This is a genomic window from Kitasatospora sp. NPDC056446 (assembly GCF_042796115.1).
Lineage (GTDB): Bacteria > Actinomycetota > Actinomycetes > Streptomycetales > Streptomycetaceae > Kitasatospora.
Genome location: NZ_JBHTRF010000054.1, coordinates 1 through 25,707, shown reverse-complemented (window position 1 = coordinate 25,707; position 25,707 = coordinate 1). Strand labels below are relative to the sequence as shown.

Annotated in this window: 19 protein-coding genes, 1 tRNA gene, 1 other RNA gene and 1 riboswitch; of the genes, 4 read left to right on the top strand and 17 right to left on the bottom strand. The window is 73.5% G+C overall.

Features of this window, described 5'->3' with window-relative positions; translation table 11 throughout:
* The first annotated feature begins 76 nt into the window (after positions 1 to 76).
* Positions 77 to 502, top strand: coding sequence for an SsgA family sporulation/cell division regulator (locus ACFQ6N_RS28035; RefSeq protein WP_380654653.1), 426 nt, complete (start codon positions 77 to 79; stop codon positions 500 to 502).
* A gap of 178 nt (positions 503 to 680) precedes the next feature.
* On the opposite strand, the gene ACFQ6N_RS28030 is transcribed toward ACFQ6N_RS28035, so the two are convergent.
* From ACFQ6N_RS28030 to ACFQ6N_RS28020, 3 genes are read right to left on the bottom strand one after another with little or no spacing between them, the layout of a single operon-like run.
* Entirely contained in the window at positions 681 to 3,257 is a 2,577-nt protein-coding gene (locus tag ACFQ6N_RS28030) for a rhomboid family intramembrane serine protease (RefSeq protein WP_380654650.1), read from the bottom strand.
* Positions 3,254 to 4,579 (bottom strand): alpha/beta hydrolase, encoded by a 1,326-nt coding sequence (locus ACFQ6N_RS28025; RefSeq protein ID WP_380654647.1) that lies wholly within the window; start codon positions 4,577 to 4,579, stop codon positions 3,254 to 3,256. Before ACFQ6N_RS28025 ends, ACFQ6N_RS28030 begins: the two co-directional genes overlap by 4 nt.
* The gene (locus tag ACFQ6N_RS28020; protein ID WP_380654645.1) at positions 4,576 to 5,220 is read right to left on the bottom strand and encodes a class F sortase; all 645 of its coding nucleotides are present in this window, start codon (positions 5,218 to 5,220) and stop codon (positions 4,576 to 4,578) included. The genes ACFQ6N_RS28025 and ACFQ6N_RS28020 overlap by 4 nt, the downstream gene beginning before the upstream one ends.
* A gap of 403 nt (positions 5,221 to 5,623) precedes the next feature.
* On the opposite strand from ACFQ6N_RS28020, the gene ACFQ6N_RS28015 reads away from it, so the two are divergent.
* A complete protein-coding gene (locus ACFQ6N_RS28015; protein ID WP_380654643.1) occupies positions 5,624 to 6,919 on the top strand; it encodes a hypothetical protein in 1,296 nt (431 codons plus the stop codon).
* A gap of 3 nt (positions 6,920 to 6,922) precedes the next feature.
* On the opposite strand, the gene ACFQ6N_RS28010 is transcribed toward ACFQ6N_RS28015, so the two are convergent.
* A complete protein-coding gene (locus ACFQ6N_RS28010) occupies positions 6,923 to 8,359 on the bottom strand; it encodes an MFS transporter (protein ID WP_380654640.1) in 1,437 nt (478 codons plus the stop codon).
* Positions 8,360 to 8,501: 142 nt separating this feature from the next.
* Entirely contained in the window at positions 8,502 to 8,816 is a 315-nt protein-coding gene (locus ACFQ6N_RS28005) for a DMT family transporter (protein ID WP_380654637.1), read from the bottom strand.
* Between the two features lie 44 nt (positions 8,817 to 8,860).
* A riboswitch (guanidine-III (ykkC-III) riboswitch) is annotated at positions 8,861 to 8,926 on the bottom strand.
* An 85-nt stretch (positions 8,927 to 9,011) separates the two neighbouring features.
* Between ACFQ6N_RS28005 and ACFQ6N_RS28000 the strand changes: the two genes are divergently transcribed.
* Positions 9,012 to 9,083: transfer RNA gene (locus tag ACFQ6N_RS28000), tRNA-Cys, on the top strand.
* A 161-nt stretch (positions 9,084 to 9,244) separates the two neighbouring features.
* On the opposite strand, the gene ACFQ6N_RS27995 is transcribed toward ACFQ6N_RS28000, so the two are convergent.
* From ACFQ6N_RS27995 to ACFQ6N_RS27970, 6 genes are all read right to left on the bottom strand, one after another.
* On the bottom strand, positions 9,245 to 11,572 hold the full coding sequence (locus ACFQ6N_RS27995) for a xanthine dehydrogenase family protein molybdopterin-binding subunit (protein WP_380654634.1): 2,328 nt from the start codon (positions 11,570 to 11,572) through the stop codon (positions 9,245 to 9,247).
* The gene (locus ACFQ6N_RS27990; RefSeq protein WP_380654632.1) at positions 11,569 to 12,807 is read right to left on the bottom strand and encodes a 2Fe-2S iron-sulfur cluster-binding protein; all 1,239 of its coding nucleotides are present in this window, start codon (positions 12,805 to 12,807) and stop codon (positions 11,569 to 11,571) included. The genes ACFQ6N_RS27995 and ACFQ6N_RS27990 overlap by 4 nt, the downstream gene beginning before the upstream one ends.
* On the bottom strand, positions 12,804 to 13,670 hold the full coding sequence (locus ACFQ6N_RS27985; RefSeq protein ID WP_380654733.1) for an FAD binding domain-containing protein: 867 nt from the start codon (positions 13,668 to 13,670) through the stop codon (positions 12,804 to 12,806). The genes ACFQ6N_RS27990 and ACFQ6N_RS27985 overlap by 4 nt, the downstream gene beginning before the upstream one ends.
* A 365-nt stretch (positions 13,671 to 14,035) precedes the next feature.
* Positions 14,036 to 15,655, bottom strand: a complete 1,620-nt coding sequence (locus tag ACFQ6N_RS27980; RefSeq protein WP_380654629.1) for a beta-N-acetylhexosaminidase — start codon at positions 15,653 to 15,655, stop codon at positions 14,036 to 14,038.
* A 103-nt stretch (positions 15,656 to 15,758) separates the two neighbouring features.
* Positions 15,759 to 16,037: a DUF3039 domain-containing protein gene (locus tag ACFQ6N_RS27975; RefSeq protein ID WP_360253463.1), complete on the bottom strand. Its 279-nt coding sequence runs from the start codon at positions 16,035 to 16,037 to the stop codon at positions 15,759 to 15,761.
* Between the two features lie 61 nt (positions 16,038 to 16,098).
* Positions 16,099 to 16,683: a YqgE/AlgH family protein gene (locus ACFQ6N_RS27970; protein WP_380654627.1), complete on the bottom strand. Its 585-nt coding sequence runs from the start codon at positions 16,681 to 16,683 to the stop codon at positions 16,099 to 16,101.
* Positions 16,684 to 16,988: 305 nt separating this feature from the next.
* Between ACFQ6N_RS27970 and murA the strand changes: the two genes are divergently transcribed.
* Entirely contained in the window at positions 16,989 to 18,329 is a 1,341-nt protein-coding gene (gene murA, locus ACFQ6N_RS27965) for a UDP-N-acetylglucosamine 1-carboxyvinyltransferase (RefSeq protein WP_380654625.1), read from the top strand.
* A gap of 72 nt (positions 18,330 to 18,401) precedes the next feature.
* Here the strand turns inward: murA and ACFQ6N_RS27960 are convergent, their stop codons facing one another.
* From ACFQ6N_RS27960 to ACFQ6N_RS27935, 6 genes are all read right to left on the bottom strand, one after another.
* Entirely contained in the window at positions 18,402 to 18,686 is a 285-nt protein-coding gene (locus tag ACFQ6N_RS27960; RefSeq protein WP_030242980.1) for an HU family DNA-binding protein, read from the bottom strand.
* A gap of 509 nt (positions 18,687 to 19,195) precedes the next feature.
* Positions 19,196 to 20,668 (bottom strand): NAD-dependent malic enzyme, encoded by a 1,473-nt coding sequence (locus tag ACFQ6N_RS27955; RefSeq protein ID WP_380654622.1) that lies wholly within the window; start codon positions 20,666 to 20,668, stop codon positions 19,196 to 19,198.
* A gap of 370 nt (positions 20,669 to 21,038) precedes the next feature.
* A complete protein-coding gene (locus ACFQ6N_RS27950) occupies positions 21,039 to 23,342 on the bottom strand; it encodes a HelD family protein (RefSeq protein WP_380654619.1) in 2,304 nt (767 codons plus the stop codon).
* A 150-nt stretch (positions 23,343 to 23,492) separates the two neighbouring features.
* Positions 23,493 to 23,874, bottom strand: a transfer-messenger RNA (tmRNA) gene (gene ssrA / locus ACFQ6N_RS27945).
* Positions 23,875 to 23,960: 86 nt separating this feature from the next.
* A complete protein-coding gene (gene smpB / locus ACFQ6N_RS27940; protein ID WP_380654617.1) occupies positions 23,961 to 24,437 on the bottom strand; it encodes an SsrA-binding protein SmpB in 477 nt (158 codons plus the stop codon).
* A 44-nt stretch (positions 24,438 to 24,481) separates the two neighbouring features.
* The gene (locus ACFQ6N_RS27935; protein WP_380654614.1) at positions 24,482 to 25,624 is read right to left on the bottom strand and encodes a S41 family peptidase; all 1,143 of its coding nucleotides are present in this window, start codon (positions 25,622 to 25,624) and stop codon (positions 24,482 to 24,484) included.
* Between the last annotated feature and the right edge of the window lie 83 nt (positions 25,625 to 25,707).

Sequence of the window (25,707 nt, the reverse complement as noted above, 5' to 3'; positions counted from 1 at the left end):
CCGGACTCTCACCAGGGTGAGTCCGCACCGACCCTCCTGCCCCACGCGGCCTCGCACCGAACCGAAGGGACCCCCCGTGCGCACCGTCGAAGAAGCCGTCCAGGCCCGCCTGATCCTCTCCCCCCAGCGCTCCGTGCGGCTCCGGGCCACCCTGTCCTACCTGGCGGAGGACCCGCTGGCCGTCCGGATGGCCTTCCCCGCCGAGTTCTCGCTGGACGAGGCCGAGCCGGGCCAGGGCGCCGAGGACATCGTCTGGGTCTTCGCCCGCCGGCTGCTCTCGGCCGGCATCGAGCTGCCGGCCGGCGTCGGCGACGTCCACGTCCGGCCCGCGCTCGGCCGGCGCACCATGGTCGAGCTGCGGGCCCCGGAGGGCACCGCGCTGCTCCAGTTCGACACCGCCGACCTGCGCCGCTTCCTGTGGCGCAGCCGGCTGCTCGTCCCCGAGGGCGAGGAGCACCTGCACCTGGACGCCGACCGCGCGCTCGCCCAGCTGCTCGGGTGACGGGCGGGGAGGGGGCTCGCCCTGTGACTCGCGCCGCTCGCCTCCGGGGCGCTCGGACCCGGTGCCGACAGTCGGCGCTCCCTCGCTCTCCCCCAGCCTCCGGCCGGGGGGACCCCCACCTCGCTCCCTCGCGCTCTCCCTTTCCGCACCGGCGCGCCCCTTCGGCCCGGGGCGCTCCTCAGCCCGACAGCTTGCGCATCAGCCGGACGCCTTGCGCCGCCGTGAGGTGCGGCAGGTAGGCCTTGCCGATCGCCCTGGTGATGCCGGGCAGCGCGGCCGGGTCGGGGTAGGCCATGTACATCGGCCGGTACTCCGGCTGGAACTTCGCCTTGAAGGCGAGCAGCGAGCGGAAGCCGTACACCGGCTCCAGCACCTTGCCCATCCAGTCCAGCATCCGCTGCAGCCCGGTGGGCTCCTCGTCCTGCCCGGTGCGGGCCAGCGGCGCGCCCGACAGCGACAGGAAGCGTGCGCCCTCCTCCTTGAAGCCGAGCGCGGCCGAGGCGATCAGGAACTCGTTGACGCCGCGGAAGCCGTCCGAACGGCGGCGCATGAAGTCCAGCGTCCAGCCGACCGGCACGCCGTTCTCGTACACCGGCATCCAGCTGGTCAGCCCGTGCACCACCCGCTGGTCGTCCACCGCGACCAGCACCCGGACGTCCGGGTCGTCCAGCTCCTCCAGCCCGCCGAGCGTGAAGCCCATCTCCGGCAGGCCCTTCTCCGAGACCCACTCCTCGGAGATCGCCCGGATCTGGTCCCGCAGCGCGAGCGGCGCCTCGTGGTACGACCACCACTCGGCGGTGATGCCCTGCTTGCCGGCCTTGTTGAGCGCGGTACGGATGTCCTGCCACTTGCGGCCGGTGAAGGCCAGCTCGGGCAGCGCGACCACGGTGTCCTCGGCGACCTGCACCGAGCGCCAGCCGAGCTGCGTCGCGGCGGCCCTGGTCTGCGCGCAGACGCTGTAGAAGCACGGCGTCCAGCCCCGCGCGTCGCAGAACCGGGCGAACCCGGCCACCGCCCGCTCGCGGTCCTCCGGCGCGCCGAACGGGTCGCCGGTGGTCAGCGCGATGGTGCCCACCACCCGGTAGGCGACGCCGGCCCGGCCCTGCTCGTCGAACCAGTAGTGGTTGCCGTCCCAGGTGGTGATGAACGACAGGGTCCCGCCGCCGTGCTCGGTCAGCAGCGCCCTGGCCCGGGCGGCCGCCTCCGCGTCGGTGTGCAGCACCGGCCGGCGGAAGGCCGACAGCAGCACGGCCAGTGCCACCACCCAGAACGCCAGCCCGCAGTACGTCTCCAGGAAGCGCGCCACCGGCCCGACCGCGATCGGGTAGTCCGGCGTCAGGTCGTTGTACGCGGGCGGCAGGAACTGCGCCGGCAGCCCGTGCAGCAGCCGGCGGACGCTCGCCCCCGGCTCGAACTGGCCGGCCACCAGCCGGCCGATCCCCACGTACGCGGCCGAGGAGACCAGCGCGGCCCCGCCGAGCACCAGGACCAGCCGGCGCACCGACCGGCCGGACAGCCGCAGCCGGAACCGCTTGCGGGTGGCCAGCAGCAGGCCGGTGGTCAGCAGCGGCAGCAGCATCGCCTCGACGAAGTACTGGACCACGTCCCGGCTGACCGGCCCGGCGTCCAGGTAGAGCCAGCCCAGCAGGGCCGCCCAGAGCACCTCGGTGGCGACGGTCACCAGCCAGGCGAACCGCAGCCCCCGGCGCAGCCCCTCGGCGAGCACCAGCAGCAGCGCCGGGAAGAGCGCGGCCATCAGCCGGCCCGGGGTGTCGAAGATCCGGACGACGGCGTGCGCGCGGGCGCAGTCGTGGGCCGAGATCGCGCAGAAGTCGGCCACCTCGTCCGGGCTGAGCCGGTGCGAGAAGTACAGCTCGGAGAACGTGTTGAACGGCCCGGTGGCGTTGTCGTACAGCGAGGCGAGCAGCGGCCCGAAGGCGGCGGCGACCAGGCAGAGCGCGACCAGCACCCGGGTCTCGGAGTGCGAGGAGCGGTGCGAGCGCAGGTACGGGCGGCCGTGGCTGAGCAGCGCGCCCACGCCGAGCCCGGCCAGCGCGGCGGCGCACCGCTGGACGCTCTGCAGGTGGCCGACGTACAGCGTCATGACCAGCGGCAGGAGCAGCACCAGCAGGTGCAGCCGGCGGCGCCAGAGCACGGTGAGCCGGTAGCCGAGCACGCCGGCCAGCGCGAACAGGCCGACACCGGGGCCGACCGAGATCTGGTCGGCCACCGAGGCGGTCCACTGCTCGCCGGCCGAGGAGCCGAACGCGACCAGCCCGCTGCCCAGCAGGGTGCCGACGACCTGGCCGCCGACCAGCACCGCGAGGGTGCGCAGCCGGCCGAGCCGGTGCTCGGCGGCCGGGCCGACGAGGAGCAGCAGCACGCTGGTGAACACGTACGAGCCGCGGCCCGAGCACCAGAACATCGAGGTGACCGGCGCCCACCAGTGGCCCTCGGCGAGCGTGGACAGGCCGACCCCGGCCCGTTCCAGCAGCCGGTCGGACGGCCCCCGGCCGAGGCTGTGGGTGGCCGCGCCGAGCAACCAGAGCCCGGCCAGCAGCGCCAGGGTCAGCGGCGCCGCGCGCAGCCGGGTGCCGAGCGCCCGGGCCGCCCGCCGGACCCGCTGCGGGCGCGGCTCCGGCGTCCGGGTGACGGGCGCGCGGTCGGCGCCCCCCTCGGAGCCGCGCTGCGCGACGACCTGGGCCTGCTTCTGCTCGCGCTCTCCGGCGGCGAGCGCGGTTCCCGCCCCGGTCACCGGGTCAACCCGGTCTGCTGGGCGAGCCACGGGATCTGCTGGGCGATGCCGGGGCGGAAGACGACCCATCCGTGGCCTCCCGGCATCAGTTCGAACTTGGCCTTCATCCCGGCCCCCTGAACAGCCTGGTAGACCTTCTCCATCTGCGGCCTGAACTCGTCGTCGGTCTCGCCGACGACCATGGCGACGTTGGTGTCCGGGAACTTCTTGCGGGCCATCACCTGCACCGGGTCCACCGCGTCGAACTTGGCCTCGTCACCGCCGAACGCGGCCTTGACGGTCTCCTCCCGGGTGCCCAGGGTCGGCTCCTCCTGCCCGGACATGTCCAGGACGGTGCCGTACACGTCGGGCGCGTTGACGCCGAGCTGGAGCGCGCAGGTGCCGCCCATCGAGGCTCCGCCGATCGCCCAGGACTTCCGGCCGACGGCGGTCTGCAGGTTCTGGTGGATCCAGTCGGGGACGTCCGCCGCCAGGTAGGTCTGGGTCTTGGCGATCTTGGAGTCCAGGCAGAGCGTGTTGGCCCAGGTCGAGCCGAGCTGGTCGGGCATCACCACGATCGGCGCGAGGCCGCCGTGGTCGGCGGCGAACGCGTCCAGGGCCTCGTTCATCTGTGCCGAGAGCACCCAGTCCCCCGGTACCCCGGGCTGGCCGGTGATCATGACGATCACCGGCAGCAGCGGCCGCGGGTTGGCGTAGTAGGCGGGCGGGAGGTAGACGTACGCGTCGCGGGCCTTGAAGCCGGACTTGGTGCCGGGGATCGGCCGCACCGCGACGGTGCCCTTGTCGGGCAGGTTCGCCGGGGCCTTCCAGACCTCGTCGAGCACCTTGTCCGCGGGTGCGGCCATGGTCTGCCCGGCCTTGGGGGGGAGCATCGCGTCGGTCTTGGTCAGCCACGGCGCCAGCATCACGCGCCCGCTGGGGAACTGTCCGAAGCCGACGTTGACCTGGGAGGCGGCCATCAGGAGCACCAGCCCGCCCAGGCCGAACACGAGCCCCCGGCGCCGCCAGGTGAGGCGGCTGACCCGGTAGCCGGCCAGGCAGAGCCCGAGCAGGGCGGTGGCTATCCACCAGGTGACGTACTGCGGCGTGCCCTCCGGGAAGGGGTGCCACCAGCCGTCGACGACGACGTCGAGCAGCAGGCTGAGCGCGGCCGCGGTGAACAGCGCGGCGGGCAGCCGGAACCGCCACCAGCGGCGGTCGCGGCCGACGGCGAGCGCGAGCAGCGCCGCCCATCCGGCCACGAGCACGGCGTGCGGGATCAGGCCCTGGGTGAGCGGCCAGTCGATCGGGTTCCAGCGGGAGGCGAGAGTGAGCGTGGTCATGCTGCTTTGCCCGGCTGGGTGGTGTCCGCCAGGAACCCGTAGGCGACGACGTTCCCGTCGTAGCCGTGTTCCGCGCTGTAGGCGCCGCCGCAGGTGATCACCCGCAGTTGCGCGTCAGCGGCCTGACGGTAGACCCGATCGTCCGGGAAGTCCTTTCGGTCGTGCACTTCGATGGCGTACAGCTGGTAGACGGCGGTGGCGCCGTCCGCGCGGGCGATCTCGATCCGATCTCCCCTACGGAGCGCTCCCAGATGGTAGAAGACGGCCGGACCGGCCTTGTTGTCGACGTGCCCCGCAAGGATCGCGGTGCCCCGTTGGCCGGGGCTCGCGCCGCCCCGGAACCAGCCGGCCAGGTTGCGGTCGGCCTCGGGCGGCGTCTGGAGCCGGCCGTCGGCGTCCAGCCCGAGCGCGGTGACCGGGGCGTCCAGCCGGACGGCCGGGATGCGGATCCGGGTCGGCGCGGACGGCCCCAGCGGGGGGACGATCGAGACCGGCGCGATGCCGGCCTGGAGCTGGCCGTCGCCGGGGGCGGGCGGCAGTACCGGCGCGCCGCCGTCGTGCAGCAGCCAGGCTCCGAGCACCAGCGCGGCTCCCGCCGCCAGGGTGCCCGGCCAGGGGCTCCTGCTCTGCTGGACGCCCACGGGCGCTCCCCTCTGCCGACGGAATCCCGCATCCTGGGAGGTTCCTGGGAACAATTGAACCGGATCGGACTGTAAGGCACGTCCATACGATGGTCGTACTGGCACCCGCCGATTGGCAGGGTCACCGACCTTTTCCCTGCGCCGAGTGGGCGTCCGGTCGCGGAGCGCGACGACCGCGCCCCGCGGGCGGACATCGCGGGACCACGCCCGACACGACCTACCGACGGTTCCACGCACGGGTTCGGTTGCGTCGTTCGGGCGATCACTTCCGACCGTCCGCTGTGCCTCTCCGACCGTCTGCGCGCTCGTGCCATGCTGTCGCGGTCACGGGTTCGATCCGCCGCGTGTCCGACCGGACCCCACACTCCCGCACGCAGCCGAACGCCACATGAACGGAGTGATCATGGACGCTCTCTCCCGCCGCACCCTGCTGGCGGCCGGTGCCGCCGCCACCCTGGCGGCCGGCTGCGGCAGCAACCACGCCACCGGCGGGGAGCGGGCCACCGGCTCCGCCCCCGCCACCGGCGCGGCCGACGAGCAGAGCGCCACCCCCACCCCGGCCCCGGCCCCCAAGCCGCAGACCGTCCTGATCGGCGACGGCTCCACCTCCGACACCGGCCCCCAGCCCCACCAGCCCACCCCCGACCGGCTGCAGCCCGGACAGCGCCCGCCGCAGTTCGTGGTCTTCTCCTGGGACGGCGCCGGCGAGCTCGACAACGGCCTGTTCGCCCGGTTCCGCCGGCTGGCCCAGGAGCACGACGCGAAGATGACCTTCTTCCTCAGCGGCCTCTACCTGCTGCCCGAGTCCAAGAAGGACCTCTACCGCCCGCCGGGGCACAAGGTCGGCGCCTCCGACATCGGCTACCTGAGCGACCCGCACATCCGCGTCACCCTGGAGAACGTGCACGCGGCCTGGCTGGAGGGCCACGAGATCGGCACCCACTTCAACGGCCACTTCTGCGGCGCCACCGGCGTCGGCAAGTGGTCCCCCGAGGAGTGGGACAGCGAGATCCAGCAGGCGATGGACTTCGTGACGAACTGGCGCACCAACACCGGCTTCACCGACCTGCCCGCGCTGCCCTTCGACTACCGCAAGGAACTGATCGGCAGCCGCACCCCGTGCCTGGAGGGCCAGCGCAACCTGCTGCCCACCGCCGTCAAGCGCGGCTGGCGCTACGACAGCAGCGGCAACGGCACCCAGATCTGGCCGCAGAAGATCCAGGGCGGCGCCCTCTGGGACCTCCCGCTGCAGTCCATCCCCTTCCCCGGGCACACCTTCCAGGTGCTCTCGATGGACTACAACATCATGTACAACCAGTGCGGCCCCAACACCAAGGCCGACCCGGCGCTCCACCCCGGCTTCCAGGCCCAGGCCCGGGACGCCTACCTGATGGGCTTCGACCGCACCTACAACGGCAACCGGGCGCCGTACATCATCGGCAACCACTTCGAGGAGTGGAACGGCGGCATCTACATGAACGCCGTCGAGGACGTCCTCAAGGCCGTCGCGGACAAGCCGGAGGTCCGGCTGGTCTCCTTCCGCCAACTGGTCGACTGGCTGGACGCCCAGGACCCGGCGGTGCTGCGCAAGCTCCAGACCCTCGCCCCCGGGCAGGCCCCGGCGGGCGGCTGGGGCGCCTTCCTCGGCACCCCGGCGGCGCCGCCGGCCGGCACCGCCGCCCCGGCCGCCGTCGGCTGACCGTCAGGCCCTGCCGCGGACCCGGCCGGCGAGCAGCGCCCCCAGCAGGGCCACCCCGGTACTGACCAGGAAGACCACCGCGAAGGCGCCGGGCGAACCGGCGCCTTCGCCCGTGTGGGCGGCGGCCACCGCGCCGCCGCCGAGCGCCGCGAACAGCACCCCGGCCAGGCCGGTGAGCAGCACGTTGCCCAGCGCGTCGCTCACCTGGAGCGCGGCCGAGTTGGCGCCGGCGTCCTGCGGCCCGGAGAGGTTCATCATCAGCACGCTGACGCTGGCGATCGCCAGGCCCATCCCGATGCCGCCGACGCCCCAGGCCGCCGCGGCCACCCAGACCGGCACCGCCGGGACCAGCACGAGCGCGGCGCCCGCGATCGCCACCGCGGTCAGCACGAAGCCGCCCCGGATCATCGCCCCCCGGTAGCGCTCGGCCCCCGGCCGCCCCTGCAGCCACGAGCCCAGCGCCCAGGTGAGCCCGCCGCTGGTCAGGGTGAGCCCCGCCAGCGTCGGCGAGAGGCCCCGCTGGCTGGTCATCATCAGCGGGATGAACACCTCGGCGGAGAAGAACGCCCCCGCCGCCACCCCGCGCAGCAGGATCACCGTCGGCAGCCCGCGCCCCGCCCGCAGCGTCCCCTTCGGCAGCAGCCCCAGGACGGCCGGCAGCAGCAGCGCCGCCCCGGCCGCGCCGGGGAGCAGGCCGATCAGGTCCAGGCGCTGACCGGCGTACTGGAGCAGGCCGGCGCCGAGGGCCGCCATCGCGGCCAGCAGGGTGCGCCGGCGGTCGAAGTCCGCACTCCTGGGCGCCGGGTGCTCACGCTCGGATCGGGCCAGTGCCGGGCCCATCACGGCCAGCGGCAGCAGGATCAGCACCGGCACGGCCAGGAACACCCAGCGCCAGCCGAGGTGCTGGGTGACCGCCCCGGCGACCAGCGGGCCGACGATCGAGGGCAGCACCCAGGCCGAGGAGAACGCCGCGAACACCGCCGGCCGCAACCGCTCCGGATACGCCCGGCCGACCACCACGTACAGCGCGACGATCACCAGTCCGCCGCCGAGGCCCTGGATCGCCCGGCCGGCCACGAACACCCACATCCCGGGCGCCGTCCCGGCCACCAGCAGGCCGACGCCGAACACCGCGATGCCGGTGAACAGCGGTCGCAGCGGGCCGCGCCGGTCGCACCACTGGCCGGAGACGACCAGGGCGAACAGCGTGGTGGTGAAGTAGCCGGAGAAGGCGAAGGCGTACAGGCCCAGGCCGTCCAGCTGGCGGGCCGCCGTCGGCATCGCGGTGTTGACGGCCGTCGCCTCGAAGGCGATCACCAGGACCACCGAGACGATGCCGAGCGTCAACGCGCGGTAGCGGCCGCTGAGCACCCCGCCGCCGGGGTCGTCGTCGAGGGGTATCGGAACCGGGTCGACCGAGGTGGGGGAGGCAGTGGTCATACGTAACATCGTAAGAGCCGTCCGCCCCGATGACCCCTGACCGGGGTCGGTGATCGACTGGGTCTCCGGACCTGGGACGCGGCCGGCGACGAGGCCGGTGGCGGGGCCTGCGACGGGGTCGGACCCGGCGGCGGGGACGGGGTCAGTGCAGCACCTTGAGGCCCACCACGCCGGAGACGATCAGCAGCAGGCAGCCGATCCGGGCCATCGTCACCGCGTCCCCCAGTACGGCCATGCCGTAGACCGCGGTGCCGACCGCGCCGATGCCGACCCAGACCGCGTAGCCGGTGCCGATCGGGATGGTGCGCATCGCGTACGCCAGACCGCCCATGCTGAACAGCAGGGCGACGCCGAAGACGACGCTGGGAACGAGGCGGGAGAAGCCCTTGGACGATTCCAGGGCGACCGCCCAGACGGTCTCCAGGAGACCCGAGACGATCAGAACGAGCCAGGCCATGACGGTGGTACCTCCGCAGTCCACAGCGGCCGGATTGCCGCTGAACTGCGCCGTCTTGTCGTCACCGGGTACGACGCGCTCGTCCGGGGTGGCGGAAATGCCGTCACCGTTCTTCGACGGTAGCACACATTGCCATACAGAATTTACAAAACGTCATTGACCCGGCTCCCCCGGATCCGCCACCATGAATTCACTGGCCGTGTGCCCGAGTGGCCCAGGGAACCGTCTGCAAAGCGGTGCACGCGGGTTCAATTCCCGCCACGGCCTCGGAGAAATGGAATTGCCGGTCGACTCGCGAAGTCGACCGGCAATTCCTTTCCGTCGTTTTCCGGAGGCCCTCCGGAAGCCTTCCGAGGGCCTTCCGGGCGCCCTCCGGGGGCTTTCCCGGGCCCTCCACGGATTTCCGCGGCGGGCCCGGTCAGGCCCGGTCAGGCCGTGATGGCGTCCTCCGGCCGGATCGGCAGCCGGCCCACCGGCAGCCCGGTGGCGGCGCGGACGGCCGCCGCGACGGCCGCCGGGGCGACCACCGCGGGGACGGCGCCGACCGCCTTGGCGCCGAACGGGGCGACCACGTCGCGCTCCTCCAGCAGCGCGGCGATCCGCACCTCGGGGGTGTCCAGCGCGGTGGGCAGCCGGTAGCCGGTGAGCGAGGGGTTCTGCAGCACACCGCCTTCGGTGCGCAGGTCCTCCAGCAGGGCCAGCCCGACGCCCTGGGCCACCCCGGCCTCGATCCGGTCCTCGATCTGCCGCGGGTTCAGCGCCCGGCCGACGTCCTGCGCCACCGTCATCTCGACCACCCGCACGGCGCCCAGCTCGATGTCCACGTCCACCACCGCGCGCATCGCGCAGAACGAGATGGAGACGAAGGCGTCCCCGTGCCCGGACTCGTCCAGCGGCTCGGTGGGGTGCGGGCGGCACTGCGCGGTGGCCCACAGCTCCTTGCCCTCCAGCGCCTCGGCGACCGGCATCCCGAGCACCCCGTCGTACGAGGTGATCTTGCCGTCGGCGATCTGCAGCAGCTCCGCCGACATCCCGAAGTTCGCCGCGATCGGCTGCAGCAGCTGGTGGCGGACCATCAGCGCGGCCCGCTCGACGGCGCCGCCGGAGACCCAGGTGTGCCGGCCCCGGGCGGACGGCCCGGCGATCGACTGGTCGCTGTCGGCCGGCGCGATGTAGACCTCGCTGACGCCCAGCACGGTCTGCACGATCTGCCGGGCCAGCGTGGCGAAGCCCTGCCCGGCGTCGACGGCCGCGCAGATCACCGTGGCGTGGTCGCCGCTGACCCGCACCGTCGCGGTGGACACCTCGTCCTCGCCCTCGGCGCCCAGCATGTGCACCATGCCGACGGCGTAGCCGATGCCGCGCCGCACCGCCGCCGGGTCGCCCGCTCCGCCGGGCCCGCCGGGCAGCAGCCACTCGGCGTCCGGGTCGTCCACCGGCAGGGCCGGCAGCGGCTCGTCCGCGACGGCGTCCAGCAGCGCGCGCACCGGCGCCGGGCAGGTCACGGCCTGTCCGGTGGGCAGCGGGTCACCGGTGGACATCGCGTTGCGGCGGCGGATCTCCACCGGGTCCACGCCCACCCGGGCGGCCAGCTGGTCGAGCTGCGACTCGTACGCGAAGCAGGCCTGGAGCGCGCCCTCGCCGCGCATCCGCCCGGCCGGCGGGTTGTTGGTGCGCACCGCCCAGGCGTCCACGAAGACGTTGGGGCAGACGTACGGGCCGGCCGAGAACGCCGTCGCGGCGGCCAGCGCCTCGGCGGAGACGTCCGCGTAGGCGCCGCCGTCCAGCAGGATCTGCGCCTCGACCTTCACCAGCGTGCCCTCGGCGTCGGCGTGGTGGCGGTAGCGCAGGAGCGCGGGGTGGCGCGAGGTGTGGGTGTGGAAGGACTCCTCGCGGGTGAGGGTCATCTTCACCGGGCGGCCGGTGCGCAGCGCCAGCAGCGCCAGCGTGACCTGGAAGGCGAGGTCCTCCCGGTCGGTGGTGGCGCCGGGCACGCCGGTGGCCACCAGCCGGACCCGGTCGGGCTCCAGGCCGAGGCACCCGGCGGTGCGGTCGCGGTCGCCGTGCGGGTCGGTGGAGGACAGGTGCAGCTCGACGCCGCCGTCCGGGCGCGGCACGGCCAGCCCGGCCTCGGCGCCGAGCGGGGCCGGGTCCTGCCGGCCGACCTGGTAGAGGCCCTCGACGACGATCTCGCCGACCGCGTCCGGGTCCCCCGTGCGCAGCGGCAGGTGGCGGAACAGGTTGCCGTCCGGGTGCAGCGCCGGCGCGGTGAAGGCCTGCTCGGGGTCGGTCACGGCCTCCAACGGCTCGTAGTCGACCGTGATCAGACCGACCGCCAGCCGGGCGGTGTCCGGGTGGTCGGCGGCCACCGCCGCGATCGGCTCGCCGTGGTGGCGCACCACGTCCGCGGCCAGTACCGGCCGGTCGGCGACGACCGGGCCGGCCGGGGCGCCGTCGGGGGTGCCGTCCGGGCCGGGCGGCAGGTCGGCGGCCGTCACCACGGCGTGCACGCCGGGCAGCGCGAGCGCGGCCGAGGTGTCGATGCCGCGGATCCGGGCGTGCGGGTGCGGCGAGCGCAGCAGCGCGCCCCACAGCAGCCCCTCGGCCCACAGGTCGGCCGCGTAGGGGTAGATGCCGAGCGCCTTGGGCAGCGCGTCGCTGCGCAGCGGGGAGCTGCCCAGGCCGAACGGCTCCGGTGCGCCGCCCTCGCCGCCGTCCTGCTGGAGTGCTGCGCCGATGTCGGTAGGCGACGTCATGATGCGTGGTCGTCCTCGGGGAGCCGGATGCCGTGGGCGGGGGTGGCACCGTACGGGACACCGGCCTGGGCGCCGCCCTCGGCCGGGGCCGCGTACGGGGTGCCGTGCGGCGGCGTGCCGTCGAAGGCGGCGCCGGGCACCGGGGTGCCGTGCGCGGGGGTGGGCTCGTAGACCGGGGCGTCGTACCCGGTGTCGTAGCCGGTCTGCTGCTGGTGGCCGTCCTGGTAGGGCGGGTACGTGCCGTGGGCGGGGGTGCCCTGGTACGGCTGCTCGGGGTAGCCCTGCGGCGGGTAGTACACCTGGTCGTCGGCGGCCTGGGCGGGGATGCCTGCCTGGACCGGGGCGAGCACGGTGGTGTCGTACACGCCGCTGTCGTAGCCGCCCGCGGGGTCACCGTAGGGCGTCCCGGCCGGGGCGTGCTGCCCGACGGGGTGCTGCTGCGCCGGCTGCGGCACCCCCTGGTGCGCCGCGTGCTGCGGAACGGGCTGCTGGGGAACGGACTGCTGCGGGACGTGCTCGATCCAGGCGTCGGCGTCGGTGTAGACCGGCGGCTCGACGGCGGACCCGGCGTCGGCGGCCGGGCCGGGCTGCCCGGCGGCGACCGGTTCGGCCGCGGCCCCGCCCGCCGGCTCGGCGGCCGGTGCGGTGGCGGCCTGCGCGGCGGCGGCCTCCTCCGCCTCCTCGGCCTCCAGCGCGCGGGCGTCCGCGACGGTCTGGACGGCGGCCAGGACGCCCCGGTAGCCGGTGCAGCGGCAGAGGTTGCCGCAGAGCGCCTGCCGGGCCTCGACCTCGGTGGGCCGGTGGTTGCGCTGGAGCAGGTCGTGCACGGCCATCGCCATGCCGGGGGTGCAGTAGCCGCACTGCACGGCGCCGGAGGAGGCCAGTGCCTGCTGGACGTCGCTCGCGCCGCCGGCGGCCGACAGGCCCTCGACGGTGTTGATCTCGCTGTCGGCGGCCAGTGCGGCGGGCACCAGGCAGCCGGCCACCAGTTGGCCGTCCACCTGCACCGAGCAGGCCCCGCACTCGCCCTGCTCGCAGCCGTCCTTGGCACCGGCCAGGCCGAGCCGCTCGCGCAGCACGTAGAGCAGGCTCTCGCCGATCCAGGCGTCGGTGACGGGCCGTTCGAAACCGTTGACCCGCAGCGTGTAGGAGGCGCACGGGCGAAGCTCGCGGCTGACCTGCGGGGAGAGGCCGAGCGGGTCGGCGTCGAGGGTCTCGATGGGGTCTGTGGTCACTTCAGCGCCCTTCCCAGTGCCCGTCGGGCCAGCACCGCTACGGTACGCCGCAACCGGACGGCGGCCGCGGTCGGCCCCTCGGTCGCGGCCTCCCAGGCGCCCTCGGCGCCGTAGTTGTCGGGGACGCAGGCGGTGGCCACGTACTCGCCGAAGGCGGCGGTCGCGGCCGGGTCGATCTCCCGGCTGCCGTCCCAGTCGATGCAGCCGGCCACCCAGGCCTCGGCCTCCAGCGGTCGCAGCGGCACGGGGGCGACGGCCCCGACGGCGCAGCGCACCGAGCGCCGGGCGGGGTCGAGGACGAGGGCGACGGAGGCGGTGGCGCGGGCCGGGCCGCTGCGGCCGGTGGCCTTGAGGAAGACCTGGGGGGCGTGCAGCAGCGGCACGCGCACCCAGGTGAGCAGTTCGCCGGGGCGCACCGGGTCGAGGCCGGTGAGCAGGTGACTGACCGGCACCTCGCGGGTGGCGCCGGCCCGGGCGAGGGTGACGCTGGCCTCCAGGGCGGCGAGCACCGGGAGGGTGTCGCCGGCGGGGGCGGCCGTGACGATGTTGCCGCCGAGGGTGCCGACGTTGCGGACCTGCGGCGGGCCTGCGGTGCGGGCGGCGTCGGCGAGTGCGGGGATGAGCGCGGCGAAGTCGGGGCGGTCCATCCGGGCGTGGGTGAGTCCGGCGCCGAGCACGGCGGTGCCGCCGTCCTCGTAGCGCCAGCCGCGCAGTTCGGTGATCCGGCCGAGTCCGACCAGGGCGGCGGGCCGCAGCCGTCCGGCGTTGACGGCTTCCATGAGGTCGGTGGCCCCGGCCACCGGTACCGCGGCCGGGGCGGCGGCCAGCGCGTCGACGGCCTCGTCGAGCGAGGCCGGCAGCATGATCGTCCGGTTCACCTGGGTCCCACCGTGCTCCACTTGCTCATCGATCGCCTGCCGCCCGCGGCCCACGGCCGAGGTGTCCGCGTCAGCAGCCCGGCCTGGCCCGTAGGGTACGGGCGATCGGGCCGGGTTGGGCAACTCTGGCACACAATGCTCGATGATCATTTCGGGACCGGCGAACGGGACTGCCCGATTGGGACGGATACCGGGCGGTATCTGCCCGGACCCGGTCCGGGCCAGGGCAGATGTTCATTTGTTCTTGACGTCGGATGACCACTCAGAAGTTCCCGACCGGCCGGACCGGAGCCCGCCCGGGCCCACCCGAGGGCAGGCCGGGGGCGGACCCGGGGCAGGCCGGGGCGGGCCTAGCGGACCGGCGGCGGGCCCTCGATCGGCCGGCCGGCCACACCGGGCCGCCGCTGCCAGGGGTGCGGCCCGTCGGCCGGGCGGTACTCGACGCCCAGCGCGTCCAGCACCTTCAGATGGGCCGCCAGCCGCTGCTCGAAGCCCGCGAAGTCGCGGTCGGCCGGGGCGGCGGGCAGCGCGGACCAGGCGACCTCGGCGAAGGCGACCAGCCGGGGGAAGGCCCGGTAGTCGATGTCCCGGGCGCTGTCCATGAACTCGCTCCACAGGTTGGCCTGGGTGCCGATCACCCGCCGCGCGGCGGCCTCGTCCAGCTGCGCCGGCACCGGCTCGAAGCGGTAGACGTCCTCCAGCGTGCGCACGAAGCCGACCGGGATCGGCTCGTCCGGCCCGTCCGCCTGCCGGTGGTCGAAGTAGACGTGCTGCTCGGGGCACATCACCACGTCGTGCCCGGCCTTCGCGGCGGCGATCCCGCCGCCGAAGCCGCGCCACGACGAAACGGCGGCGCCGGGGGCCAGGCCCCCCTCCAGGATCTCGTCCCAGCCGATCAGCCGACGGCCGCGCCGGGCCAGCCAGCGGTCGAAGTGCCGGATGAGGTGGCTCTGCAGCTCGTCCTCGTTGGCCAGGCCCAGCTCGCGTATCCGGGCCTGGGCGGCGGCGCTGTCCTTCCACTGCTCCTTGGGGCACTCGTCGCCGCCGAGGTGGATGAACTCGGACGGGAAGAGCTCCAGGACCTCCTCCAGGACCCCCTCGAAGAAGCGCAGGGTCTCCTCGGAGGCGTTGAGCACGTGGTGGCTCACCCCCCAGTCCGTCCAGACGCCGAGCGCGGCGGTGTCCACCACGTCGGTGTTGCCCAGCTCGGGGTAGGCGGCGAGGGCGGCCTGGGTGTGGCCGGGCAGGTCGACCTCGGGGACGACGGTCACCCCGCGCGCGGCCGCGTAGGCGACGATCTCGCGCAGGTCGTCCTGGGTGTAGTAGCCGCCGTGCGGGCGGTCGTCGCGGCGCTGCCCGGACCGGTAGCCGACCATCGAGCGGTCCCGCCAGGAGCCCTGCTCGGTCAGCTTCGGGTAGCGCTTGATCTCCACCCGCCAGCCCTGGTCGTCGGTCAGGTGCAGGTGCAGCACGTTGAGCTTGTGCGCGGCCAGCAGGTCGACGAAGCGCAGCACGTCCGACTTCGGCAGGAAGTGCCGGGCGACGTCGAGCAGCACGCCGCGCCAGCCGAACCGGGGGGCGTCCTCGATGTCGGCGCCGGGCAGCACCCAGCCCTCGTGGCGCAGCGGCGAGCGCCGGTAGGCGTCCGGGCCGAGCAGCTGCCGCAGGGTCTGGGCGCCCCACAGCGCGCCGGCCGGGCCGCCCGCGGCGAGCAGGGCGTGGCCGGGGCGCACCGTGATCCGGTACGCCTCGGCGGCGAGCGCCTCGTCCTGGACCAGTTCGATGCCCGCGCCCGGACCGCCCGGACCGCCCGGACCGAACGGCAGCCCGGTGGCGGCGGACAGCGTGGCGCGCAGCCAGCGCTCGGCATCGGCCAGCGCGGGCGGTGCGGTCAGCGTGGTGGCGGCGTCGAGCGGGAAGTCCCCGTCCGGGTGGCGGACGGCACTCGAAGGTGCGGGAATGAGGTCCATTCCGACATCCTGCCCACGCCCGGAACGATTGGCATAGACCACCCCGGGAACGCGGTGCTATGCAAAACGGCGCCGTGCACCCGGCGGACCTCCCGCCGGCGGACTACTTCTTGTCGCCGTCGCCGTCCTGCGGCTTGCCGATGCCGTCGTAGATCTCCTTGCACATCGGGCAGACCGGGTACTTCTTCGGGTCGCGGCCCGGGACCCACACCTTGCCGCAGAGCGCCACCACGGGGGACCCGGAGAGCGCGCTCTCCATGATCTTGTCCTTCTGGACGTAGTGCGCGAAGCGCTCGTGGTCGCCGTCCCCGTGGGACACCTGCGGGACGGGCTCGACCAGGGTGCCGGTGCCGAGGCCGCGCTCGGGCTCAAGAGTGCTCATGGGTGCCAAGTCTATGGGCGCCCCGGGAAACCGGGCCAGTGTCGCGCTGCGGGACCGCCGCTCAGTTCATCGTCGGGTCGTCCGGGTAGGTCGCCAGCAGGGCGAGCGGACCGCGCTGGCGGCGCAGCACCGAGCGCCACAGCCGCTCCGGCTCGGGGCTGGAGACGTCCCCGGGCTCGCAGTCCACGAGGTACCAGGCGCCGCTCTCCAGCTCCGCCTCCAGCTGCCCGGGCGCCCAGCCGGCGTACCCGGCGAAGATCCGCAGGCTGCCCAGCTCGCCGGCCAGCACCTCGGGCGGCGCCTCCAGGTCCACCAGGCCGATCGCGCCGTGCACCCGCCGCCAGCCCAGCGGCTCGCCGGTGCCGGGCTCCCCCGGCGCCACCGCGAGGCCGAGCGCCGAGTCCAGCGCGACCGGCCCGCCCTGGAACACCACGGCCGGGCGGCCGACGAGTCTGCCCCAGCCGTCCAGTACGCTGCCCACCTCGACCGGCGTCGGCCGGTTGAGGACCACACCGAGCGCCCCCTCGGCGTCGTGGTCGAGGAGCAGCACCACCGCCCGCGCGAAGTTCGGGTCGGTGAGCAGGGGCGTCGCGACGAGCAGACGGCCGGTCTGGGACCGGCCTCCGTGCGAATGGGCCGCCGTCATGCCTCACATGATCCCGCAGAACGGCACCGCTCGGACACCGCAACGCCCGAAACCCCGCCACGCCGGACGAACACCCGTACGGCCCCACCGGCGGGCGCCGGCACCCCCCGAGAGAGCACCATCACGGGAGAGGCTCACGGGAACCGACGGCACGCCTACTACCATCTACGTCTGGTGGACGCCTTATGCGGTGCCGACTCGGTTTCGCCGGGGGCCCGAACGCGCCCGTACGACCGGTCCACCACCGGCTCTCTCCCGGAGCCCACCTCCCCCCGACTCCTCTGGCACCCCGGATTGCGAGAACGATGACCGACGACGTACTGCTGGTCCACGGCGGAAACCCCCTCGAAGGCGAGATCCGCGTCCGCGGAGCGAAGAACCTGGTCCCCAAGGCCATGGTCGCCGCCCTCCTCGGCCAGGGCCCCAGCAGACTGCGCAACGTCCCGGACATCCGCGACGTCAAGGTCGTTCGCGGCCTGCTGCAGCTGCACGGCGTGACCGTGCGCACCGGCGACGAGGACGGCGAGCTGATCCTCGACCCCTCGCACGTCGAGAGCGCCAACGTCGCCGACATCGACGCGCACGCGGGCTCGTCGCGGATCCCGATCCTGTTCTGCGGCCCGCTGCTGCACCGCCTCGGCCACGCCTTCATTCCGGGCCTGGGCGGCTGCGACATCGGCGGCCGGCCGGTCGACTTCCACTTCGAGGTGCTGCGCCAGTTCGGCGCCACCATCGAGAAGCACCCGCAGGGCACCTACCTGGTCGCCGCGCAGCGCCTGCGCGGCACCAAGATCGAGCTGCCCTACCCCTCGGTCGGCGCGACCGAGCAGGTGCTGCTCACGGCGGTGCTCGCCGAGGGCGTCACCGAGCTGCGCAACGCGGCCATCGAGCCGGAGATCGTGGACCTGATCTGCGTCCTCCAGAAGATGGGCGCGATCATCACGCTGGGCACCGACCGGACCATCCTGATCACCGGTGTGGACGAGCTCGGCGGCTACACCCACCGCGCGCTGCCGGACCGGCTGGAGGCCGCGTCCTGGGCCTGCGCGGCGCTCGCCACCAAGGGCGACATCTACGTCCGCGGCGCCCGCCAGCTGGAGATGATGACCTTCCTCAACACCTTCCGCAAGGTCGGTGGCGCCTTCGAGGTGGAGGACGAGGGCATCCGCTTCTGGCACCCGGGCGGCGAGCTCAAGGCGATCGCCCTGGAGACCGACGTGCACCCGGGCTTCCAGACCGACTGGCAGCAGCCGCTGGTGGTCGCGCTGACCCAGGCCACCGGCCTGTCCATCGTCCACGAGACGGTGTACGAGTCGCGGCTCGGCTTCACCGGCGCGCTCAACCAGATGGGCGCGCACATCCAGCTCTACCGCGAGTGCCTGGGCGGCACCCCGTGCCGCTTCGGGGCCCGCAACTTCCTGCACTCCGCGGTCGTCTCCGGCCCGTCCAAGCTGATGGGCGCCGAGCTGGTCATCCCGGACCTGCGCGGCGGCTTCTCGTACCTGATCGCGGCGCTGGCGGCCGAGGGCACCTCGACCGTGCACGGCATCGACCTGATCAACCGCGGCTACGAGAACTTCATGGAGAAGCTGCGCGACCTGGGCGCCCACGTCGAGCTGCCCAGCGAGCAGCTGGTCGACGCGTAGGACCCCGCGGAACGGCGAGAGGCCGGGCCCCCCTCACGGGGAGCCCGGCCTCTCGGGCGTTCAAGGGGTGGCTCAGGCAGCGCCCTTGGCGGCTTCCTTCAGCTTCGAGCCGGCGCTCACCTTGGCGCTGTAGCCCGCGGCGATCTGGATCGGCTCGCCGGTCTGCGGGTTGCGGGCGGTGCGGGCGGCACGGTGGGTGCGCTCGAAGGTCAGGAAACCGGGGATGGTGACCTTCTCGTCGCCCTTGGCGACGACCTCGCCGACGATCTCGGCGAAGGCGGCCAGAACGGCGTCGGCGTCCTTGCGGGTCACCTCGGCGCGCTCGGACAGCGCGGCCACCAGCTCACTGCGGTTCATGTGTACTCCTGTGGTCTGTTCGCTTGCGGTGTACGGGGGCCCATCGGTACTCCCACCGGGGGGCACCCGGATGGGCCGCAGGTCCGCACACTGTGCTCGTGCAGGCATTGCGTGGTCGCAGGCCGGGTCCGCACCCGATGCCGCGCGCCGGAGCCTACGAAAGGCCCGCCCGCCTGCCTGGATACGAATCCTGCCCCGACCGGCCCCGAGAAAGCCAATCGGGCTCCGGCCGGGCCACCCGAACATCGCCCGCCCGTTGGAGGTGTGACGCTCCGTCGGCTCCGGCGGACCGGGCGCGGGCGGCGGTCGGGACGACTCGCCGGAGAACCAGGGGGACGTTCCGTACTTGTCGGACACGCCTGCCCCGTGCAGGGCTACCGTACGCCCTAGGACTGACAAGCCCAAACACGCCCCTCGCCCTTGTGTCGCAAGGGTTCGGGGCGGGCCCGGCGGGTATGACCACTATTCGCACATTTGAGCGATCGGCGAGCTGCCCGCCGGGCGGTCCGTCAGAGCTTGACGGTGGGGAAGGCGGAGGTGTCGAGGGTGCCGACGATGCCCGGGGTCGGACGGGACGGCACGGGGTCCCCCTGGGCGCCCGCCAGGGCCGCGTCGCGCACGGCGGCGGCGACGGTCTTGGCGACGTCCTTGTGGAAGACGCTCGGGATGATGTAGTTCGCGTTCAGCTCGTCGTCCGCGACGGTGGTGGCCAGCGCCCGGGCGGCGGCGATCATCATCTCGGTGTTGACCGTGCGGCTCTGGGCGTCCAGCAGGCCGCGGAAGACACCCGGGAAGACCAGCACGTTGTTGATCTGGTTCGGGAAGTCGCTGCGGCCGGTGGCGACCACGGCGGCGGTCTGCCGGGCGATCGCCGGGTCGACCTCCGGGTCCGGGTTGGCCAGCGCGAAGACGATCGCGTCGTCGGCCATGGTGGCCAGGTCGTCGCCGTCCAGGACGTTCGGGGCCGACACGCCGATGAAGACGTCGGCGCCCGCCACGGCCTCCTTGAGGGTGCCGGTACGGGCCGAGCGGTTGGTGTGCTCGGCGATCCAGCGCAGGCTGTCGTTGAGGTCCCCACGGCCCTCGTGGACCACACCGTGCACGTCCGCCACGGTGGCGTGCGAGACGCCGGCCGCCATCAGCAGCTTGAGGATCGCGGTGCCGGCGGCGCCGGCGCCCGACATCACCACCCGGATGTCGCCGATCTCCTTGCCGACCACCTTCAGCGCGTTGGTGAGGGCGGCCAGCACCACGATCGCGGTGCCGTGCTGGTCGTCGTGGAAGACCGGGATGTCCAGGGCCTCGCGCAGCCGGGCCTCGATCTCGAAGCAGCGCGGCGCGGAGATGTCCTCCAGGTTGATCCCCGCGAAGCCCGGGGCGATCGCCTTGACGATGGCGACGATCTCGTCGGTGTCCTGGGTGTCCAGGCAGAGCGGCCAGGCGTCGATCCCGGCGAAGCGCTTGAAGAGGGCCGCCTTGCCCTCCATGACGGGCAGCGCGGCCGCCGGGCCGATGTTGCCCAGGCCGAGCACCGCCGAGCCGTCGGTGACCACGGCGACGCTGTTGCGCTTGATGGTGAGGCGACGGGCGTCCTCGGGGTTCTCCGCGATCGCCATGCAGACCCGGGCGACGCCCGGGGTGTAGATCATGCTGAGGTCGTCACGGTTGCGGATCGGCAGCTTGGAGGACATCTCGATCTTGCCGCCGAGGTGCATCAGGAAGGTGCGGTCCGAGACCTTGCCGATCGCCACGCCGTCGATCGCGCGCAGCTTCTCGACGATCTCCTCGCCGTGCGCGACCGAGGAGGCCGCCACCGTGACGTCGATCCGCAGCGCCTCCAGGCCGGAGGCGGTGACGTCGAGACCGGTCACCGATCCGCCGGAGGACTCCACGGCCGTGGTGATCGCACTGACGGCGTTGCCCCGGGCCGGGACCTCCAGCCGTACCGTGATCGAGTTGGAGACACTGGGCACCGTCGCCATCGACGCTTCCTTCTTCCGTCTGTCCCGCAGGCTCAACATTTTGTTGAAGGCATCGCCTGCGCATGCTAGACCTCGATCGTCGCACCTTCCAAGGGGTAGCCAGAAATAACGTTCATTGAGTGTGCGGATCCGACAATCCCGGCTTCCTCCGCCGACCTCCCCCCGTCCACTCCTTGCCTCTCCGGGCCGATGCGTTACATTGGACGGGACACCGGCTCGATCCAAGCCCCCGGGCCCAACCTTCGTCCCTTCGAGGGACCACTTGCCGCGAGGCGAGCATGGCGGGTCGGTGTCGTCAACGTCTGAAGGCCCCTCACCAAGCGGTGGGGGGCCTTCTTCCGTGGGTCCCGCGGGTTCCCCCGCGGGACCGTCAGCCGTGCAGCAGCGCGGGCACGCCGGCCGCGTCCGGCAGGTCGTCCGGACCGGACAGCACCGTCAGCCGCTGGGTCGCGCGGGTCAGCGCGACGTACAGCACCCGCAGGCCGGCCTCCGACTCGCCGGCGATGCCGGTCGGGTCGGCCACCACCGTCGCGTCGTACTCCAGGCCCTTGGCCTCCAGGCTGCCCAGCGCCACGACGCGCCCGCCCAGGCCCTCGGCCCACCCGGCCGCCTCGGCCCGGCGGTCCATCGGCACCACGATCGCCACGGTGCCGTCCACCTCGGCCAGCAGCCGCTCCAGCTCGGCCTTGGCGGCCGCGCCGAAGGCCTCCGGCGACGGGTCGGTGACGGCCGCGAAGCGCGGCTCCACACCGACGTGGCGCACCGCGGTCGGCGAGGGCGTGCCCGGGGCGGCCAGCGCCAGCACCCTGGCCGCGACCTCGGCGATCTCGGCCGGGTTGCGGTAGTTGACGGTCAGCGTGAAGCGCCGCCGCGGCTTTCCGGCCAGCACCTCGTCCAGCGCGGCCTGGGCCTCCTGCGGGAACGGCCAGGAGGACTGCGCCGGGTCGCCGACGATGGTCCAGGTCGCCATCCGGGAGCGGCGGCCGATCATCCGCCACTGCATCGGGGTGAGGTCCTGCGCCTCGTCCACGATCACGTGGGCGTACTCCTTGCGCTCCACCGGCTCGCGGTCGCGCCGGCGGGTACTGCGGTCGGCGAAGGTGGTGACCTCCTCCAGGCCGGTCAGCAGGTCCATCGCGTCCACCTCGCGGACCTTCGGACGGGCCGCCTCGCCGAGCAGCACCTGGAGCTCGTCCACCAGGGCGACGTCGTGCGCGGACAGCGCGCCCTCGCCCGTCGGGGACAGGTGGCGCCAGGAGGCGGCCAGCCGCCTCGCCTCCTCCGGGGTGACGGCCCGGCGGGCGATCCGGTTGATGTGGCGGTGCTGCTTGAGCGTGCCGAGCACCCGGCGCGGGGTCACGGCCGGCCACCAGGCGTCCAGGAAGTCCAGGAACGGCGCCTCGTCCGAGACGTACTCGTCGAAGCTCTCCTTCTCCTCCTGGCGCTGCTCCCGGGCGTAGTGGTCGGTCGGCCTCGGCAGGGTCCTGACGATCTCCTGCCACAGCGCGTCCAGCAGCAGCCGGCGGGCGCGCGGGCGCAGCAGGTTCAACGGGGTGCCGCCGGAGCCCACCACGTTGCCGCGGACCGCCTTCAGCCGGGACGCGTCCAGCTTCAGCACCTCGCCGCGGGCGACCACCTTCAGCTCCTGCGGCGCGTTCAGCTCCAGCGCCACGCGGGCGGCCCGGCGCAGCAGCTGCACCATCCGGTCCGAGCCCTTGATCCGGGCCGTCTCGGGGGCGTCGTAGGTGTCCGCCTCGACGCCGTCCACCAGCGAGCCGATCGCCCGGATGGCGACCTGGCCCTCCTCACCGAGCGAGGGCAGCACGCCCTCGGTGTAGGAGACCAGCAGCGGGGTCGGCGAGACCACCAGGATGCCCCCGGCGTAGCGGCGGCGGTCCTGGTAGAGCAGGTACGCGGCGCGGTGCAGGGCGACGGCGGTCTTGCCGGTGCCGGGGCCGCCGGTGACCAGGGTGGCGCCCGCGGCGGCCGCCCGGATCACCTCGTCCTGCTCCTTCTGGATCGAGGAGACGATGTCGCGCATCGAGTGGCTGCGGGCGCGGCCCAGCGACGCCATCAGCGCGCCGTCGCCGACCACGGCCAGTTCCTCGCCGCCCAGGGTCGGGGTGAGGTCGGGACGCAGCAGGTCGTCCTCGACGCCGATCACCCGGCGGCCCTTGGAGCGGATCACCCGGCGGCGGATCACCCGGCCGGGCTCGACCGGGGTGGCCCGGTAGAACGGGGCGGCGGCGGGCGCGCGCCAGTCGATCACCAGGGGGCCGTACTCGGCGTCCAGGACACCGAGGCGGCCGATGTGGAGGGTCTCGGCGACGGCCGGGTCGGCCGGGTCGAGCGGGGTGTTCGAGGGGATGCCGTGCTCCTCCGGGGCGTCCGCCCGCTGGAGGTCGATCCGGCCGAAGAGGAAGTCCTCGAACTCGTTGTTGAGACGCTGGAGGTGGGCCCCGGCCCGGTAGACCTGGGCGTCGCGCTCGGCGAGTGCGCCGGGGGTTCCCACATGGACCCGCTTGGCGGCGTCCTCCAGGATGTACTCGGCCTCGGCGAGCTTCTCCTCCAACCGGTGGTAGACGGTGTCGAGGTGTTGCTGCTCACCGGCGATCTCTCGCGCGCGGACGGTCTCGTGGTCGGCGGTGGGGCTGGTGTCCGTGTTGCTCTGCATGGCCTCGGTGGTTGCGGCGGAATCCCGCTCCGGAAAACGAGCGGACGGATGATCCTACGCCGCGACCCCCCGACCGCGCTGCTCCGGAACGTACAAAAATCGAAGGCCGCCCTCCGCGGAGCGGTGGGCGGCCTTCGATGCAACATGGGGTGGTGGAGATGCCGGGAATCGAACCCGGGTCCAGTGGAGTTAATTCAGGGCTTCTCCGAGCGCAGTCCGCTGTGATTTTCTCGGCCCTGGCAGTCACACGGACAAGCCGCCAACAGGCCCAGCTGCTGTTTGATTTCCCATCCGCCCTCGCAGCCCGGGCGGACGGTTGAGTTCCCTAGATTATGCCAGGGTCCGGGTCGGGAACTCCCCGGTCTGACACCCAAGCGCTATCGGTGCTTATTAGGCAGCGAGAGCGAACTGCTGGGAATCGCGCTTAGAGTTGGCGATTATTTTTTTGCGACACGTGGTTAACGAGATCATTGCCGCGTTCCTCGGCTCGCTTCCCCTGTTTCAACATCCCCTGTCGAAACCGATCATCCCCATGTTTTTTTGAGAAACAGCTCGGACGGTGACCGTCCGTGTTGCTGACGCCATACTACGGCAGGCGACGGGCGAGGGTCCAGCGGATTAACCCTGGCGCCGTCGGGCGGCCGCCACCGCGCGGGCGGTCTCGCGGGTGTCCTGCTTCTCGCGCAGCGTCTGGCGCTTGTCGTACAGCTTCTTGCCGACGGCGAGCGCGAGTTCGAGCTTGACCCGGCCGTCCTTGAAGTACAGCGAGAGCGGGACCAGGGTGTGGCCCGCGTCGCGGACCTTGGTCTCGATCTTCTGGATCTCCATCCGGTGCAGCAGCAGCTTGCGCTTGCGCCGGGCCGAGTGGTTGGTCCACGTCCCCTGGGTGTACTCGGGGATGAAGACGTTGTCGATCCACGCCTCGCGGTTCTGGATGTACGCGTAGCCGTCGACCAGGTTGGCCCTCCCTTCACGGAGCGACTTGACCTCGGTGCCGGTGAGTACGAGGCCGCACTCGTAGGTGTCGAGGATCGTGTACTCGTGCCGCGCCTTCTTGTTCTGCGCGATCAGCTTGTGTCCGGTTTCCTTTGCCATAGCGCGGTCATTCTCGCACTTCCGGGCCCGGTCGGGCAGCTGCTTTAGGCGCGGGTGCCGATCCCGTCGAGGACGCGCAGGGCGAGCGCGTCGGCGTCCTCGCCGGTGGCCGCCGGGACGTCGGGGGCGAGGCCGGTGCCGTCCGGGGAGCGGCCGGCCGGGGTGTAGTAGCGGCCGACGGTCATCTCCAGCACCGCGCCGTCGGCGAGCCGGCTGGGCTGCTGGACGGTGCCCTTGCCGAAGGTCCGGCTGCCCACCAGGACGGCGCGGCTGCGGTCCTGCATGGCGCCGGCCAGCAGTTCGGCCGCGCTCATCGTGCCGCCGTCCACCAGCACCACCAGCGGGGTGCGCTGGTCGCCGCCGGGCGGGGCGGTCAACTCCCTGGTCCCGCCGCGGTCCTGGTACGAGCCGACCGGACCGCCGTCCAGGAAGATCCCGGCGGTGCCGGCCGCCTCGTCGACCAACCCGCCGGAGTTGCCGCGCAGATCGAGCAGCACACCGGTGTGCGGGGCGCGCAGCGCGGCGCGCACCTGGTCGGCGACGCCGCTGGTGAAGGCCCGTACGGTGATCCGCAGCACGCCCTTGTCCAGGTGCTCCGCGGTGACCTGCTGACTGTCCAGCAGCGCGCGCCGCAGCCGTAGTTCGCGCACCTCGCCCGCGCCGCGCCGGACCTCCACGGTGACCTCGGAGCCGGCTCTGCGCTCGTCCCCCCGGCCGCGCAGCCGGGCGACCACCTCGGTGACCGGCAGGTGGTCGGCCTGGTCCGCGCCGATCCGCAGCAGCCGGTCGCCGGCGGCGATCCCGGCCGCGGCGGCCGGACCGGCGGGCGCGACCCGGGAGACCTCGGTGGCGCCGTCCTCGCCGCGGCCGACCGAGAGGCCGACGCCCAGGTACCGGCCGCCCAGGCCCTGGCTGAACTCGGCGTACTCCTGCGCGCTGTAGTACGCGCCCCAGCGGTCGCCGCCGGCCACCAGCAGGTGCTCGGCCTGCTGCTCGGACAGCGCGCTGCCGGCCGGGTCCGCCGGGAGCCCGTCGACGGCGGCGGGCCGGGCGGGGTCGGCGGAGGGGCCGGGCGGCGGGCCGCCCGGTTCGCCCCAGGCGCCGGTGGCCGCGCCCGCCAGCAGGACGGCGCCGAACACCAGGCCGAGGGCGGCCACCTGACGTGCCCCGCGCGGAGTTTGCAGCATGGCACCGGAGTGTAGACACCGCGTCGCGCGCGACGGGCCGGAACGGGACCCGGAAACGGCGGCGGCCCCGGACGGCGCAGTGC

What these genes read in the sequence shown, in the direction of transcription:
- ACFQ6N_RS28025 (WP_380654647.1), bottom strand. Translation starts at nt 4,579, where the DNA reads ATGACCACGCTCACTCTCGCCTCCCGCTGGAACCCGATCGACTGGCCG.
- ACFQ6N_RS28015 (WP_380654643.1), top strand. Translation starts at nt 5,624, where the DNA reads ATGGACGCTCTCTCCCGCCGCACCCTGCTGGCGGCCGGTGCCGCCGCC.
- ACFQ6N_RS28010 (WP_380654640.1), bottom strand. Translation starts at nt 8,359, where the DNA reads ATGACCACTGCCTCCCCCACCTCGGTCGACCCGGTTCCGATACCCCTC.
- ACFQ6N_RS28005 (WP_380654637.1), bottom strand. Translation starts at nt 8,816, where the DNA reads ATGGCCTGGCTCGTTCTGATCGTCTCGGGTCTCCTGGAGACCGTCTGG.
- ACFQ6N_RS27995 (WP_380654634.1), bottom strand. Translation starts at nt 11,572, where the DNA reads ATGACGTCGCCTACCGACATCGGCGCAGCACTCCAGCAGGACGGCGGC.
- ACFQ6N_RS27985 (WP_380654733.1), bottom strand. Translation starts at nt 13,670, where the DNA reads ATGCTGCCGGCCTCGCTCGACGAGGCCGTCGACGCGCTGGCCGCCGCC.
- ACFQ6N_RS27980 (WP_380654629.1), bottom strand. Translation starts at nt 15,655, where the DNA reads ATGGACCTCATTCCCGCACCTTCGAGTGCCGTCCGCCACCCGGACGGG.
- ACFQ6N_RS27975 (WP_360253463.1), bottom strand. Translation starts at nt 16,037, where the DNA reads ATGAGCACTCTTGAGCCCGAGCGCGGCCTCGGCACCGGCACCCTGGTC.
- ACFQ6N_RS27970 (WP_380654627.1), bottom strand. Translation starts at nt 16,683, where the DNA reads ATGACGGCGGCCCATTCGCACGGAGGCCGGTCCCAGACCGGCCGTCTG.
- murA (WP_380654625.1), top strand. Translation starts at nt 16,989, where the DNA reads ATGACCGACGACGTACTGCTGGTCCACGGCGGAAACCCCCTCGAAGGC.
- ACFQ6N_RS27960 (WP_030242980.1), bottom strand. Translation starts at nt 18,686, where the DNA reads ATGAACCGCAGTGAGCTGGTGGCCGCGCTGTCCGAGCGCGCCGAGGTG.
- ACFQ6N_RS27955 (WP_380654622.1), bottom strand. Translation starts at nt 20,668, where the DNA reads ATGGCGACGGTGCCCAGTGTCTCCAACTCGATCACGGTACGGCTGGAG.
- ACFQ6N_RS27950 (WP_380654619.1), bottom strand. Translation starts at nt 23,342, where the DNA reads ATGCAGAGCAACACGGACACCAGCCCCACCGCCGACCACGAGACCGTC.
- smpB (WP_380654617.1), bottom strand. Translation starts at nt 24,437, where the DNA reads ATGGCAAAGGAAACCGGACACAAGCTGATCGCGCAGAACAAGAAGGCG.
- ACFQ6N_RS27935 (WP_380654614.1), bottom strand. Translation starts at nt 25,624, where the DNA reads ATGCTGCAAACTCCGCGCGGGGCACGTCAGGTGGCCGCCCTCGGCCTG.